Raw genomic sequence first — 13,797 nt, forward strand, 5'->3', positions numbered from 1 at the left:
TCTAGCGTATGACTGCTGGGACATGATAGCTTCCATTCGTTCGAACGCGAGCGATTGAGAGAGCGGCATCGACGGCGGCCGCGTTGCGTCGCGCTCCGATCGTGACGGCCGACCCGTCCGCTACGGCCAGAGCCCGCGCGTTTCCTTCGCCTCTGCGATCCGTGACAGCGCCACCACGTAGGCGGCGTCGCGCCACGTCAGTCCCTCGGCGTCGACCTCGGCGCGGACGTCGTCCCAGGCATCGAGCATGTGCTCCTCGAGTTCCTCGTTGACCCGCTCGAGCGTCCACTGGCGGCGGTTGATGTCTTGCAGCCACTCGAAGTAGCTCACCGTCACGCCACCCGCGTTCGCCAGGATGTCCGGAATCACCGGGACGTCTCGCTCCTCGAGGATGGTGTCGGCGGCGAACGTCGTCGGGCCGTTCGCGCCCTCGACGACGATGTCGGCTGCGATCGCGTCAGCATTGTCCGCGGTGATGACGTTGCCGACGGCCGCCGGGATCAACACGTCGGCGTCTAGCTCGAGCAGTTCGGCGTTCGAGAGCCGACGGACGCTGTCACCGTCGTCGCGCTCGTTCGCGAACGCGGTGACCGCTTCCGGCTCTTCGTCGTGCGATGGGATCGCGTCGACGCCGATCCCTCCGGGATCGTAGACCGCGCCGTTGACGTCGCTCACGGCGACGATCGTCGCACCCCACTCCTCGAGCAGTCGGGCGGCGTTGGCACCGACGCTGCCGAAGCCCTGGACGGCGACTGTCGTGTCCGAAATCTCGCGATCGTAGTACTGGATGGCTTCTCGTGCGGCGATCGCCGTCGAGCGGCCGGGGGCCTCCTCGCGGCCGTAGGAGCCGCCGATGACCGGCGGCTTGCCGGTGACGACGCCGGGGATCGTCTCGCCCTGTTGCATCGAGTAGGCGTCCATGAACCAGGCCATCGTCTGGGCGTCGGTGCCCATGTCCGGCGCGGGAACGTCCTTCGTCGGCCCGACGGCGTCGCGCAGTTCCTCGGCGAACCGGCGGGTGAGCCGTTCCGTCTCGTCGTCGGTCAACGATTTCGGGTCGACGGCGATGCCGCCCTTCCCGCCGCCGAAGGGGAGGTCCATCACTGCGCACTTCCAGGTCATCCACATCGAGAGCCCGGTACACTCCTCCGCGCTGACCTCGGGATGGTAGCGCAGACCGCCCTTGTAGGGCCCGCGAACGTCGTCGTGCTGGGCTCGGTAGCCGGTGAAGACCTCGACGTTGCCGTCCTCGCGCTCGAGGGGTACCGAGACCTGCTGGACCCGCGTCGGGTGTTTCAGCCGCTCGACGACGCCGGGATCGACGTCGACGTGTGTCGCGGCTCGCTCGAGTTGCCTGCGGGCGGTGATCAATGCCGAGTCGAGGTCATCGTCCGATACAGTCTCGTCCGCGGATGGTGTCGTGCTCATGAGTATCTGTTTGCAGTGGTGGGCAGTCGTGGCGGCCGGCGGCGTCAGGCCGTGAACAGTCGTCGCGGGAAGTCGGCCAAGGTTTCGGCGCCGTTACTCGTGACGTGGAACGTCTCGCTTATCTCCATGCCGATCTCGTCGGTCCAGATCCCGGGGATCATGTGAAACGTCATGTCCTCCTCGAGGATAGTCTCGTCGCCCGGTCGAATGCTCGCGGTGTGTTCGCCCCAGTCCGGCGGGTAGCCCAGTCCCATCGAGTAGCCGATTCGGTCTTCCTTCTCGAGGCCGTACTGCGCGATGGTCTCGCGCCACGCTTTCTCGACTTCCTCGCAGGTGACGCCGGGTTCGACGGTGTCGAGCGCGGCCTCGATCCCCTCGACGACGATGTCGGCGGTTTCCTGGAGTTCGTCGGGCGGGTCGCCGACGAACGTGGTGCGGGCCAGCGGGGAGTGATACCGGTGGCGACAGCCCGAGAGTTCGATGATGACCGGATCGCCGTCCTCGAACTCGCGGTCGGTCCAGGTCAGGTGGGGCGTTCCGGTGTGGTCGCCCGACGGCATCAGCGGGACGATCGAGGGGTAGTCGCCGCCGTACTCCTCGGTCCCGGTGATCAGTTGCTCGTAGATAGCGGCCGCTGCCTCGTACTCCGGAACCCCTTCCTCGATGACGTCGAGTCCGGCCTGCATCGCGTTCTCGGAAATTCGGGCGGCCTCGCGCATGTATTCGAGTTCCTGCTCGGACTTTTTGATCCGGACCCAGCCGACTAGCAGCGTCGCGTCCTCGAACTCCGCTTCGGGCAGGTTCTCCTGCAGGCGCGTGTAGGATTTCGCGGTGAAGTAGGCGGCGTCCATCTCGAGGCCGATTCGGCCGTCTGCGACCTCGAGTTCCTCGAGGACGCCCGCGACGTAGTCCATCGGGTGGAGGTCGTGGGGCGAGTGGACGTGCTCGTCGCTGTACGCGCGGATGCTCTCCTCGCCGAGATGGGTCGTTGCGCGCGCGCCCCCGCCGTCCATATCCCGGCCGATCCAGACGGGTTCGTCGCGATCGGGGGTGACCACCACTGCCTGGTGGACGTAGAACGACCAGCCGTCGTACCCCGTCAGGTAGTTCATGTTCGCCGGATCGGCGACGACGATCGCGTCGAGGTCCTCCTCGCGCACCCGCTCTTTGGTCCGAGCGACCCGGCGCTCGTACTCGGCCTCGTCGAAGATATGCTCTCGTGGCATGATAACAGGGCTTCTACGAGGAGCATCAATCAGGAGTGCTAAAAGTTTTTCGTGTACAGAAGGTACAGATACTGTTTACAATTCTGTTTTTGATGCGATTGTGAGCGATCGGTACGCGTCGAGTGCCATCTGGGACCGTTCGACTCGAGTCCCACCGGATCGTTTCCGCCAAACCACCGCCGGTTAAGACACGTCGGTTCGTCCCGGCGGATATGGCAATCCTCGAGACAATCGTGATCGCGTTCTGGGCGATGTTGCCCGCCTACGTCCCCAACAACGCCGCGGTGCTGGCCGGCGGCGGCCGGCCGATCGACGGCGGCCGGACGTGGGGCGACAAGCGCGTACTGGGCGACGGGAAGACCTGGCGCGGGACGGCGATGGGCATCGTCGCGGGTCTCGCGCTCGCCGCCGTGCTCACCCTCGTCAAGCCGGCCGTCAGCGACGCGCTCGGCTTCGCAGTTCCCGACTTCACGCCGCTCGCGGCGCTCGGCCTCGCCGGCGGCGCGATGCTCGGGGACATCCTCGCGTCGTTCCTCAAACGCCGAAGCGGCCGCCAGCGCGGCGCGATGTTTCCGGGTCTCGATCAACTGGATTTCGTCGTCGTCTCCCTCCCGCTGGTCGCTCTGCTCGATTTCGAGTGGTTCAGCGAGTGGTTCACGCTCGAGGTCATCCTCGTCGTCGTGGTGCTCACGCCGATTCTCCACGTGACGACGAACATGATCGCGTACCAGCTCGGACTGAAGAACGAGCCCTGGTAGTCGCCCCGAACGGCTCGGAGAACGCACGCGATCCCGTCCGTTTCTCTCGAACGCGTTCCGACAGTATCCGATCAGCGAGGAACGGCGATCGTTTGAGTTTCTATCCGTCGATTCACGCTCGTCTCGTAGTTGTCGAGTTTGGTACTGACCAGGGTTTCCTCGAGGTGTTTCTCGAACCCCCTTCGGAACAGTGAATTTAGACACGTGTATGAAAAATCATAAAACGGTTTTTATCGGTGACTCGAGGCGTGAATAGCTATATATCGGTTCGTGACGATACCTCTACAGAGTCACATGGTAGCCGTTAGCAAACTACAGGGGATGTTCGAGGAGATGGTGACAGCGCGTCACTACGAAGAGCGCCTTCAGGAGGAGTACCTCGAGGGGAAACAGCCCGCGTTCGACATCTCCGCCGGGCCGATTCCCGGCGAGTTGCACCTCGCCGCGGGCCACGAGGCGTCCGGTGCGGGTGTCTGCCGGCACTTGCGGGACGACGACACGGTCACGGCTCCCCACCGACCCCACCACATCGCCATCGCGAAGGGCGTCGACTTGAAGCGGATGACCGCCGAGATCTTCGGCCGCGAGACCGGCCTCAGCAAGGGAAAAGGCGGCCACATGCATCTCTTCGATCCCGACGTCAACTTCGCGTGCAGCGGGATCATCGCCGAGGGCTGTCCGCCAGCGGTCGGCGCCGGACTGGCCGCGAAGAAGCGCAACACCGACAGCGTCGCCGTCGCGTTCCTCGGCGAGGGCGCGATCGATCAGGGCGCGTTCCTCGAGTCGCTGAACCTGGCGACCGTTCAAAACCTCCCCGTCGTCTTCGTAATCGAGGACAACGACTGGGCCATCAGCATGCCAAAAGAACGCGTCACCGACGTCGAGAACGGTGCACAGCGCGCTGGCGGGTTCGACCTCCCTGGCGCTCGCGTCGACGTCGACGACGCCGTCGCCATCTACGAGGCCGCCGGGGAGGCTATCGGCCGCGCCCGCGACGGAAACGGGCCGACGCTGCTCGAGGTCCAGGTCCACCGACGTATGGGTCACTTCATGGGCGACGCGGAGGGCTACCGCTCCGACGAGGACAAGGCGGCGGCCGAGCAGCGGGACTCGATCGAGCGACTGGCGAGCGAGCTTCGGGCCCACGACGTGTCCGACGAGACGATCGACGACCTTCGCTCGAGTGCCCGCGAGCGCGTCGAGGAGGCGATCGAATGGGCGAAAGACCAGCCCGAACCCGAGCCGGACGCGGCCTACGAGGACGTGTTCGTGAACCCGCCGTCGGGCGCGACCGAGAGCGAGCCGTCCGCCGCGGAGACCGGAGGTGACGACTGATGGCACAAGAGGAACCGGAACGACGAGGACGGCAGACGGATCGATCGCTCACGATGAGCCGGGCGATGGTCGAGGCGATCGCCCACGAGATGCGCGACGACGACGAGGTCTTCTACATGGGCGAGGACGTCGCGGACTACGGCGGGATCTTCGACAGCACCGAGGGCCTGCTCGAGGAGTTCGGCCGCGACCGCATCATGGACGTCCCCATCAGCGAGACGGCCTACATCGGCGCCGCCGTCGGGGCGGCGCAGGCGGGAATGCGGCCGATTGCGGAGCTCATGTTCGTCGACTTCTTCGGCGTCGGCATGGATCAGATCTACAACCAGCTGGCCAAGAACACCTACATGAGCGGCGGGAACGTGAACGTCCCGATGGTGCTGACCGCCGCCGTCGGGGGAACGTATAACGACGCCGCCCAGCACTCCCAGACCCTGTACGGAACCTTCGCGCACCTCCCGGGAATGAAAGTTGTCGTGCCGTCGACCGCCTACGACGCGAAGGGGCTGATGCACAACGCCATCCGCGACGACGATCCGGTCGTCTACCTGTTCCACAAGCGGCTGATGGGGATCGGCTGGCTCCCCGCACCGGACGGCCCGAAGACCGGTGTTCCCGAAGACGAGTACACGATTCCCTTCGGCAGCGCCGACGTCAAACGCGAGGGTGCTGACGTGACCGTCGTCACGCTCGGACTGCACGTCCACCGCGCGCTTGAGGCCGCCGAATCGCTCGACGACGACGGGATCGACGTCGAGGTAGTCGACCTCCGAACGCTCGTTCCCCTCGACACCGAGACCGTCCGTGAATCAGTGGCCAAGACCGGCCATCTGGTCGTCGTCGACGAGGACTACCAGTCCTACGGCGTCACTAGTGAGATCATTGCGCGCGTGGCCGAAGGCGGCCTCGACGACCTCGAGGCCGTCGAGCGGGTCGCCGTTCCCGACGTCCCGATCCCGTACGCGCGGCCGATGGAGGACGAGGTCGTTCCCGACGCGGACGACATTACGAACGCGATTCGAACCGTTCGATCGAACGAATGAGCGCGAACGACGAGCGCGTCGCCGTCGATACGGCCGACGTCTGGCCCGACGATGCGGACGAAGACGAGGGAGTCGTCGTCAATTGGTTCCTCAGCGAGGGGAGTCGCGTCGAGGAAGGCGACGCCCTCTGTGAATACCAGGTCGAAAAGGTGAGCGTCGACGTCCCCGCACCGATGACGGGAACGCTCGACGAGATCATCCTCGAGGAAGACGACGAGTTCGAGCGGGGCGACGTCCTCGCCTGGATTCGCCCAGAGTAGCGGCGTCCGGCCCCTCGAACGTGCACGACGGAACACCCTCTCACATCTATGCCACCCACCGATACGGAGTCCGACCGGAGCGAGGAACAGTCGTCCGAGACCGGCGGCGGATCGGGTCGTACCGTCCGCGAAGCGCGATCGCTCTCTCGAACGCGACGGACGATCGCGAACCGCCTGCAGGAGAGCTATCGGAACGCGGTCCACGTGACCGCGAGTCGAGACGTCGACGCGGAGGCGCTGCTGCGAGCGACCGAGACCGCCGACGCGCAACTCGAGAGAGACGTTTCGGTCATCGATCTCGTGCTCTGTGCGGTCTCGGCGACCCTCGAGGAACACCCCGCGTTCAACGCGACGTTCGAAGACGAAACGCATCGGCTCTACGAGGAGCACAACATCGGCGTCGCAATCGATACCGAAGCGGGGCTCGTGGCTCCCGTGCTCCGCGATATCGGGTCGAAACCCCTCGACGAGATCGCAGCCGAACGGCGGCGGGTCACGGAGTCCGTCCAGTCGGGCGAGCATTCGATGAGCGACCTCCGCGGCGGTACGTTTACCGTCACGAACCTCGGCGTGCTCGGTATCGACTCGTTCACGCCGATCATCAATCCGCCCGAGATCGCGATTCTCGGCGTGAATCGGATCCGGGAACGCCCGCAGCGAGGCGACGACGGCATCGAGTTCCGGAACCGGATGAACGTCGATCTGAGTTTCGACCATCGAATCGTCGACGGTGCCGACGCGGCCCGATTTCTGGCGACCCTCGCCGATCGGCTCACGGCGGCAGAGCAGTTCGTCCCTGACGGCTAACTCGTCGATCGATCGCTGTGTGCCGGTATCGGTCCGATCATTCCTCTACTGAACGGGTCCGCTGTTGAACACAGTCTCGAGCGATATCGCTACTCACTCGAGCGCCGCGTCCATGTCTGCGACTGCGTCCTCGTGGGCTTCGTGCGCTCGATCCAGATCGACCGGATCCGAGATCATGCTGAAGAAGCCGTGGATCATGTCGTCGTAGTTGTGGTATTCGACGGGGACGCCGGCGTCTGCGAGTCGGTCGGCGTACTTCGCACCGACGTCGCGTAGCGGATCGAAGCCGGCGGTGATGATCGTCGCCGGCGGGAGTTCCGAGAGGTCGTTCGCGCGCAACGGCAGCGCGTAGACGTTTCCGAGGTCGATGTCGGTTTCGTAGAGGTGCCCGCGGAACCACTCCATGTCGTCTTCCGTGAGGAAGTAGCCCTCCTTGTTCTCCTCGTAGGCCTCGGTCACGGTCGCGTCGCCGACGCTGGGGTAGAGCAACAGCTGATACGCGATCTCGGGGCCGCCCCGGTCTCGAGCGAGCAGCGACAGTCCCGCCGCGAGGCCGCCACCGGCGCTGTCGCCACCCACGACGATCTTCTCCGGATCGGCGTTCAGTTCGTCGGCTTCCGCAGCCGCCCACTCGAGGGCGGCGTAACAGTCCTGTAACCCCTCGGGGAAGGGGTGGTCCGGCGCGAGCCCGTAGTCGACGCTGACGACGGGATAGCCGGTGTCGTCGGCAAGCTTCCGACAGACGCCGTCGTGGGTATCGATGCTGCCGACGACCCACCCACCCCCGTGAAAGTACAGGAGCAGCGGCCGGTCCTCGCCCTCGGTCCCGGGATCGTAGCTCCGCACCGCGAGGTCGCCGTGTGGCCCGTCGATGGCGTGGTCCTCGACGGACGCGAGTTCGACGTCGGGCTCCTCGACGACGCGCATCTCCTCGAACATCCGTCGAGCCTCCTCGGGCGTGATCTCGCTGAACTCCGGGGTGTCGAGCGAGTCGTAGAGCTCGAGAAACGCCTGCACGTCCGGATGCGGCTCGGCTGCACTGGATGGTGTCATCAATGATCACACACTCCGGAAGGTACAAAAATCTACATGAACCGGGAACCGCCACCCATTCGTTGCCAGCGTCCCGTTCCACACCGCTTATTTCGGTTCGGCGCGCTCTCTCGAGCAATGACGAATCAGGACCTCATCGACGCCCTTCGCGCGGCCGAGGCCGTCCAGTTCGGCGAGTTCGAACTCTCCCACGGCGGCACCAGCGAGTACTACGTCGACAAGTACCTCTTCGAGACCGACCCGGACTGCCTCGAGCTGGTCGCCGAGGCCTTCGCGGACCGAGTGTCGGCCGACGACAAACTCGGCGGCGTCGCGCTGGGCGGGGTGCCCCTCGCCGCCGCGACGAGCGTCGCGGCCGGCGTTCCCTACGTCATCGCGCGCAAACAGCGCAAGGAGTACGGCACCGGCAACCTGGTCGAGGGGCGACTCGAGGACGGTGAGAAGGTCGTCATCGTCGAGGACATCGTGACGACGGGCACGAGCGTCGTCGAGGCCGTCGAGGCGCTCCGGGAGGCGGGCGCGACCGTCGAGCGCGCGCTGGTCGTCGTCGATCGCGAGGAGGGCGGCCGCGAGAACATCGCGGACGCCGGCGTCGAGATGGAAGCGCTGGTGACCGCGAGCGAGTTACTCGCCGACCGCGACTGACCGACCGGCGTCCCGGCACCGAGCGGAACGGCTGTTCACTGCCCGTAGGATTCGAACTGCTCGAGCACCGTTTCCAACTGCTCGTCCGACAGCGTCTGGGGCTCGAGTCCGGCCGCGCGGGTCTCGAGGTAGAGTCGAGCGAGGCTCTCGACGTGGTGGGTGTTCTCGAGGGCGGTCTCGACGTCCGACGCGGTGACGACGAGGCCGTGGTTCTCGACGAACGTCGCCGTCGCGTCGGCCTCGTCCATCGCGCGGACGATGCGTTCGGCCAACTCGTCGGTCCCGTACGGCGCGTACTCGGCGACCGGGACGCGCTTGCCGACCGCGACGATCATGTAGTGAATCGGCGGCAGCGGCTCGTGTGCGACGGCCATCGCGGTCGACCACGGCGAGTGGGTGTGGACGATCGCGCCGACGTCTTCGCGCCGGTAGATCGCGGCGTGCATCGGGACCTCGCTGCTCGGGGCCATCTCGCCGCCGCGCCGGTCGCCGTCGACGCCGACGACCGGGACGTCATCGACGTCGAAACTGTCGTAGGGGACGCCGGTGGGCGTGACCGCGAAGGCGTCGCCGCTGGCACCGTCGCGGACGCTCAGATTTCCCGTCCGGCCGGGCGTCAGCGCGGCGAGCTCCGGCGCGTGCTCGACCACCGCTCGCCGCTGGGACTCGAGGATCACAGTACAACCTCCGTCAGCGCCGCGAACGAATCTATCCTGTGGTCCGGGCGGTGATTCCCCTCGAGCGACTCGCCGTCGCGGTCGCCGTCGGCGTCGAACAGCACCGTCTCCAGCCCGACGGCGTTCCCGCCCGCGATATCCGCCTCGACGTCGTCGCCCACCATCACCGCCTCTGACGGCCGCCGGTCGAGTCGCGACAGGGGCAGCGTGAACATGACCGACCCCGGCTTCTCCCGACCGGTCTCTTCGGAGGTGAGAAGCAGGTCGATGGAGGACTCGAGTCCCAGCGCGGCGAGCTTCTCGAGTTGGACGCGCGTCGTGAGATTCGTGACGATGGCGACGTCGATCCCGTTTTCGCGCAGCGTCTCGAGGGTTCGCTCGACCCCGGGATAGAGCGCCATTTCGTCGATATACGCCTCCCAGTAGGCCTCACCGAGCGCGAGCGCGTCCGCCGGTCTCGGGCGACCGACGCGACGCTCGAGGGCCCGTTTGAAGTAGAGGAAGCGCTCGTGGGAGGCCGCCGTCCCGGGCAGCTCGCGCTTCGTCGCGCGGCGTCCCATCTGGTAGAACGCCTCGAACGACTCGCGGTCGAACTCGTAGCCGAGGTCCCGTGCGGTCGCTCGAGCGGCATCCTTTCCCGCCTCGTTACACGGCGAGTAGGGATAGAACGTATCGTCGAAGTCGAAGAGAACGGCGTTGACGCACATACCGGCCTATCGACGGGACGCGAAAAACGAGTACCGATCCCGAGAGCGACGCGGCGATGAGGGGGCGCGAAGGCGATTCCACGGACGAATCGGATCGGCAGACGTCCGGACTGACAAGTTCAGTGGGAACTGACCGCCGCGATTCTGTTACTCTGTTAATCAAAACAAGGGTGGTTCGTGAAAATGTAACCTTTTTAAGATGATGACGGCTCTACATGGAAATCGAGGGGATACTTGATGATCGACGATGACGAGATGTTCGAGGCGTTGGCGGACGTTCGCCGGCGTGAGCTATTAGTCGAGTTACTGAGCCGAGAGCGGCTCCGCATCTCCAAACTAACTGGCATTTCTCGACAGATCGCCGAAGCAGACGGGGGATTGCTCCGCACGTATCTCTCCGGATCCGGCGAGAACTCGGACGCGGACGTGGAGCTGCTCCGGAAGCGCCACGTTCACCTGCCGAAACTGGCTTCGTACGGCTTTATCGAGTGGGATCGGGACAATCACATCGTCACGCGAGGGCAGCGATTCGAGGACATGAGACCGTTTCTCGAACTGATAGACGAGCATCGGAACGAGCGTCCGATACCGGAACGGAACCGAGTACGTCTCTCCGTCGATGACCGGTGACCGCACACTCGGAGTTGCGTTCTCGTTCGCTCGCTTCGCCTGCGTTGGAATTCGATCGCGTACTGACAGTCTGCGGTCGAGTGCGGTAGTTCGCCGCCGACTCCCATTCGAGCGACGGCAACCACATCGCCGTCCAAGCCCCATCACAACGCTTTTATTCCGTTCGAGAGTAGCCGTAGCCACGATGGTAGGTGTCCGCTTTACAGGGGCGTTTGCCCGTTTCTAATTCCCACCTACCGCGTATTGCGTCGGCCACGGTCGACCAGTGTGCGGGATGCGACGCGGACACGCCACCGGGATTTTCACCACATCCACAGTCATGTCAGAATCAGATTCACAGCGGCAGATAGCGGTCGTACTACCCGACGGATCGGAGCTCGAGGTCGCCGAAGACGCCACGGTCGAGGACTGCGCCTACGAGATCGGCCCCGGACTCGGCAGCGACACGGTCGCCGGCAAACTCGACGGCGAACTCGTCGCCAAGGAGGAGCCGGTCTACGACGGCGCGGAGCTCGAGATCGTCACGGACCAGTCCGAGGAGTACCTGCGGGTCATGCGCCACTCCGCCTCGCACTGTCTCGCTCAGGCCGTCGAACGACTGTACGACGAAGACAAGGTCAAACTCGCGATCGGCCCGCCGACGGACGAGGGCTTCTACTACGACTTCGACAACCTCGATATCGACGAGGAGGACCTCGCCGACCTCGAGGACGAAATGGCGGAGATCATCGCCGAGGATTACGAGATCGAACGCGAGGAGGTCTCGATCGAGGAGGCCGAGGAGCGACTGGCCGACGAGCCCTACAAACTCGAACTCCTCGCTGAGTTCGCCGAGGAGGGAGACATGGTCACGTTCTACAGGCAGGGCGAGTGGGAGGACCTCTGTGCCGGCCCGCACGTCGAGTCGACGGGCGAGATCGGTGCCGTCGAGCTGCTCGAGATCGCGGGCGCCTACTGGCGCGGCGACGAGGAGAACACGATGCAGACGCGTATCTACGGCACCGCCTTCGAGGACGAGAGCGACCTCGAAGACTTCCTCAATCGCAAGCAAGAAGCCGAGAAGCGCGATCACCGCCGGATCGGCAACGAGATGGATCTCTTCTCGATCCAGGACGTGACGGGGCCCGGCCTGCCGCTCTATCACCCCGCCGGGAAGACCGTGCTCAAGGAACTCGAGGGCTTCGTCGAGGATCTCAACGAGGACGCGGGCTACGACTACGTCGAAACGCCCCACGTCTTCAAGACGGACCTCTGGCACCGCTCGGGCCACTACGAGAACTACCAGGACGACATGTTCATCTTCGACGTCGGCGACGACGAGTTCGGCCTGAAGCCGATGAACTGTCCCGGCCACGCGGCCATCTTCCAGGATCACTCCTGGAGCTACCGCGACCTGCCGATCCGCTACGCGGAAAACGGGAAGGTGTATCGCAAAGAGCAACGCGGCGAGCTCTCCGGACTCTCTCGAGTCTGGGCCTTTACCATCGACGACGGCCACCTCTTCGTCCGCCCCGAACAGATCAAGTCGGAGGTCGAGCAGATCATGGACATGATCACGGACGTACTGGATACGTTCGACCTCGAGTACGAGATGGCGCTGGCCACGCGCCCCGAGAAGTCGGTCGGGAGCGACGAAATCTGGGACCGCGCCGAGGAGCAACTCGAGAGCGTCCTCGACTCTCACGGCCACGAGTACGAGGTCGAGGAGGGCGACGGTGCGTTCTACGGCCCGAAGATCGACTTCGCGTTCGAGGACGCGATCGGTCGCTCGTGGGACGGCCCGACGGTCCAGTTGGACTTCAACATGCCCGAGCGCTTCGACCTGAACTACGTCGGCGAGGACAACGAGGAACACCGCCCCGTCATGATCCACCGCGCGCTCTACGGCAGCTACGAGCGGTTCTTCATGATGCTCATCGAGCACTACGAGGGTCGGTTCCCGCTCTGGCTCGCGCCCGAACAGGTCCGCGTGCTGCCCATCTCCGACGACAATCTCGGTTACGCCCACCGCGTCGCCAACGAGTTCGACGACTTCCGCGTCGAGGTCGACGGCCGCGATAGCACCCTAGAGCGGAAGATCCGCGCCGCCCACGACGATCGAGTGCCCTATCAGATCATCGTCGGCGACAACGAGGAAGACGACGGTAATATCTCGGTCCGGGACCGCTTCGAGGATCAGGAGTACGATGTTGAGATCGAGGCGTTCCGGAGCCATCTCGAGGACGAAATCGAGGAACAACGGACCGAACCGGACTTCCTGCAGTAACGACCGCTACCCCGTTTTTCGGTTTTTCTCTCCCAGTGTGGGACCACAGTAGCCGCTCGTTCTGAAGCATCGGCGGTTCGTTCGGCCCTCTCGGTCGCTCGTTCGGAATCACTCGAATGAGACACTCCCCGCTCGAGTACGAACCACATTCGTGCTGATTTCACGAGTGGAATTCGATCGTAATACCCATAGTTGCGGAATCGTGCATATCCGTATGAACAGAGCCGAGAAGGCAGCCCTCCAGTTGCGGGCCGTCGACGTGTTGCGGATGTTGAAGGAGACGCGGACCTACGACGAACTCGCCGAGACGACGGGGCTGCCTGCGGGCGATCTCAACCGATACGTCAACGGGCACGTCCTTCCCGGTACCGATCGCGCGCGCGAGGTCGTCGACGAGCTCGGCCGAGCGGCGTTAGCCGAGGAGCTCGACGCACGAATCCGCGTCGACGAGGAGGGGTACGTGGACAATTCGGCGACCGTCTTCGATCAGCCCTTCCTCGATCTGGCCGCCCCGGTCGTGGCCAACGGCTTCGACTTCGAGCGACCGGACGTCGTCCTCACGGCCGCGACCGACGGGATCACGCTCGCGGCCGCGCTCGCGAGCTACTACGGCGTCCGGTGTGCCTACGCGAAAAAGCAAAAGGAGACCGCCGTCGAGGAGTTCATCGAGGCCCGCCAGCGACTCCAGTCCGGAATCGAACTCACCTACTATCTGCCCGCCTCCGCGATCGATCCGGGCGAATCGGTACTGGTCGTCGACGACCTCATTCGCTCGGGCGAGACCCAGGAACTCCTGTTGGACATCGCCCACACTGCCGATGCCGAGGTCGCCGGCGTCTTCGCGCTCATCGCTGCCGGCGAGGACGGCATTCGGCGCGCCCGCGAACGTACCGATGCCCCGATCGGCTCGCTCGTTAGCGTCTAAGCTCGCCCGTCAGCGTCTACGACGGACTGCTGTCCGT

General features: G+C 64.9%; 14 protein-coding genes. 9 read left to right on the forward strand and 5 right to left on the reverse strand.

Annotated features, from left to right (window positions below; translation table 11 throughout):
- Positions 1 to 120: 120 nt before the first annotated feature.
- Positions 121 to 1,428, reverse strand: coding sequence for a glutamate dehydrogenase GdhB (gene gdhB, locus CP556_RS11355; RefSeq protein ID WP_098725721.1), 1,308 nt, complete (start codon positions 1,426 to 1,428; stop codon positions 121 to 123).
- A gap of 44 nt (positions 1,429 to 1,472) precedes the next feature.
- Positions 1,473 to 2,654, reverse strand: coding sequence for a M24 family metallopeptidase (locus tag CP556_RS11360; RefSeq protein WP_098725722.1), 1,182 nt, complete (start codon positions 2,652 to 2,654; stop codon positions 1,473 to 1,475).
- Positions 2,655 to 2,866: 212 nt separating this feature from the next.
- On the opposite strand from CP556_RS11360, the gene CP556_RS11365 reads away from it, so the two are divergent.
- From CP556_RS11365 to CP556_RS11385, 5 genes are all read left to right on the forward strand, one after another.
- The gene (locus CP556_RS11365) at positions 2,867 to 3,412 is read left to right on the forward strand and encodes a CDP-2,3-bis-(O-geranylgeranyl)-sn-glycerol synthase (protein WP_098725723.1); all 546 of its coding nucleotides are present in this window, start codon (positions 2,867 to 2,869) and stop codon (positions 3,410 to 3,412) included.
- Between the two features lie 321 nt (positions 3,413 to 3,733).
- Entirely contained in the window at positions 3,734 to 4,747 is a 1,014-nt protein-coding gene (locus CP556_RS11370; RefSeq protein ID WP_098725724.1) for a thiamine pyrophosphate-dependent dehydrogenase E1 component subunit alpha, read from the forward strand.
- The gene (locus tag CP556_RS11375) at positions 4,747 to 5,790 is read left to right on the forward strand and encodes an alpha-ketoacid dehydrogenase subunit beta (protein WP_098725725.1); all 1,044 of its coding nucleotides are present in this window, start codon (positions 4,747 to 4,749) and stop codon (positions 5,788 to 5,790) included. The genes CP556_RS11370 and CP556_RS11375 overlap by 1 nt, the downstream gene beginning before the upstream one ends.
- Positions 5,787 to 6,050: a lipoyl domain-containing protein gene (locus CP556_RS11380; protein ID WP_098725726.1), complete on the forward strand. Its 264-nt coding sequence runs from the start codon at positions 5,787 to 5,789 to the stop codon at positions 6,048 to 6,050. The genes CP556_RS11375 and CP556_RS11380 overlap by 4 nt, the downstream gene beginning before the upstream one ends.
- A gap of 48 nt (positions 6,051 to 6,098) precedes the next feature.
- Positions 6,099 to 6,857: a 2-oxo acid dehydrogenase subunit E2 gene (locus CP556_RS11385; protein WP_098725727.1), complete on the forward strand. Its 759-nt coding sequence runs from the start codon at positions 6,099 to 6,101 to the stop codon at positions 6,855 to 6,857.
- 93 nt (positions 6,858 to 6,950) lie between these two features.
- Here CP556_RS11385 and CP556_RS11390 read toward each other — a convergent pair whose 3' ends face one another.
- Positions 6,951 to 7,910, reverse strand: coding sequence for an alpha/beta hydrolase (locus CP556_RS11390; protein ID WP_176548171.1), 960 nt, complete (start codon positions 7,908 to 7,910; stop codon positions 6,951 to 6,953).
- Between the two features lie 117 nt (positions 7,911 to 8,027).
- Here CP556_RS11390 and pyrE point away from each other — a divergent pair, with 117 nt between their 5' ends.
- The gene (gene pyrE, locus CP556_RS11395) at positions 8,028 to 8,555 is read left to right on the forward strand and encodes an orotate phosphoribosyltransferase (RefSeq protein ID WP_098725729.1); all 528 of its coding nucleotides are present in this window, start codon (positions 8,028 to 8,030) and stop codon (positions 8,553 to 8,555) included.
- Positions 8,556 to 8,590: 35 nt separating this feature from the next.
- Here pyrE and CP556_RS11400 read toward each other — a convergent pair whose 3' ends face one another.
- Positions 8,591 to 9,232, reverse strand: a complete 642-nt coding sequence (locus CP556_RS11400; protein WP_098725730.1) for a ribulose-1-phosphate aldolase — start codon at positions 9,230 to 9,232, stop codon at positions 8,591 to 8,593.
- The gene (locus CP556_RS11405) at positions 9,229 to 9,939 is read right to left on the reverse strand and encodes a ribulose-1,5-bisphosphate 5-phosphatase (protein ID WP_098725731.1); all 711 of its coding nucleotides are present in this window, start codon (positions 9,937 to 9,939) and stop codon (positions 9,229 to 9,231) included. The genes CP556_RS11400 and CP556_RS11405 overlap by 4 nt, the downstream gene beginning before the upstream one ends.
- A gap of 237 nt (positions 9,940 to 10,176) precedes the next feature.
- Between CP556_RS11405 and CP556_RS11410 the strand changes: the two genes are divergently transcribed.
- From CP556_RS11410 to CP556_RS11420, 3 genes are all read left to right on the forward strand, one after another.
- Positions 10,177 to 10,569: a DUF7344 domain-containing protein gene (locus CP556_RS11410; protein ID WP_098725732.1), complete on the forward strand. Its 393-nt coding sequence runs from the start codon at positions 10,177 to 10,179 to the stop codon at positions 10,567 to 10,569.
- A 319-nt stretch (positions 10,570 to 10,888) separates the two neighbouring features.
- Entirely contained in the window at positions 10,889 to 12,835 is a 1,947-nt protein-coding gene (thrS, locus tag CP556_RS11415; RefSeq protein WP_098725733.1) for a threonine--tRNA ligase, read from the forward strand.
- Positions 12,836 to 13,049: 214 nt separating this feature from the next.
- A complete protein-coding gene (locus CP556_RS11420; RefSeq protein ID WP_098725734.1) occupies positions 13,050 to 13,760 on the forward strand; it encodes a phosphoribosyltransferase family protein in 711 nt (236 codons plus the stop codon).
- Positions 13,761 to 13,797: the final 37 nt, after the last annotated feature.

This window comes from Natrinema sp. CBA1119 (assembly GCF_002572525.1).
Classification (GTDB): Archaea; Halobacteriota; Halobacteria; order Halobacteriales; family Natrialbaceae; genus Natrinema.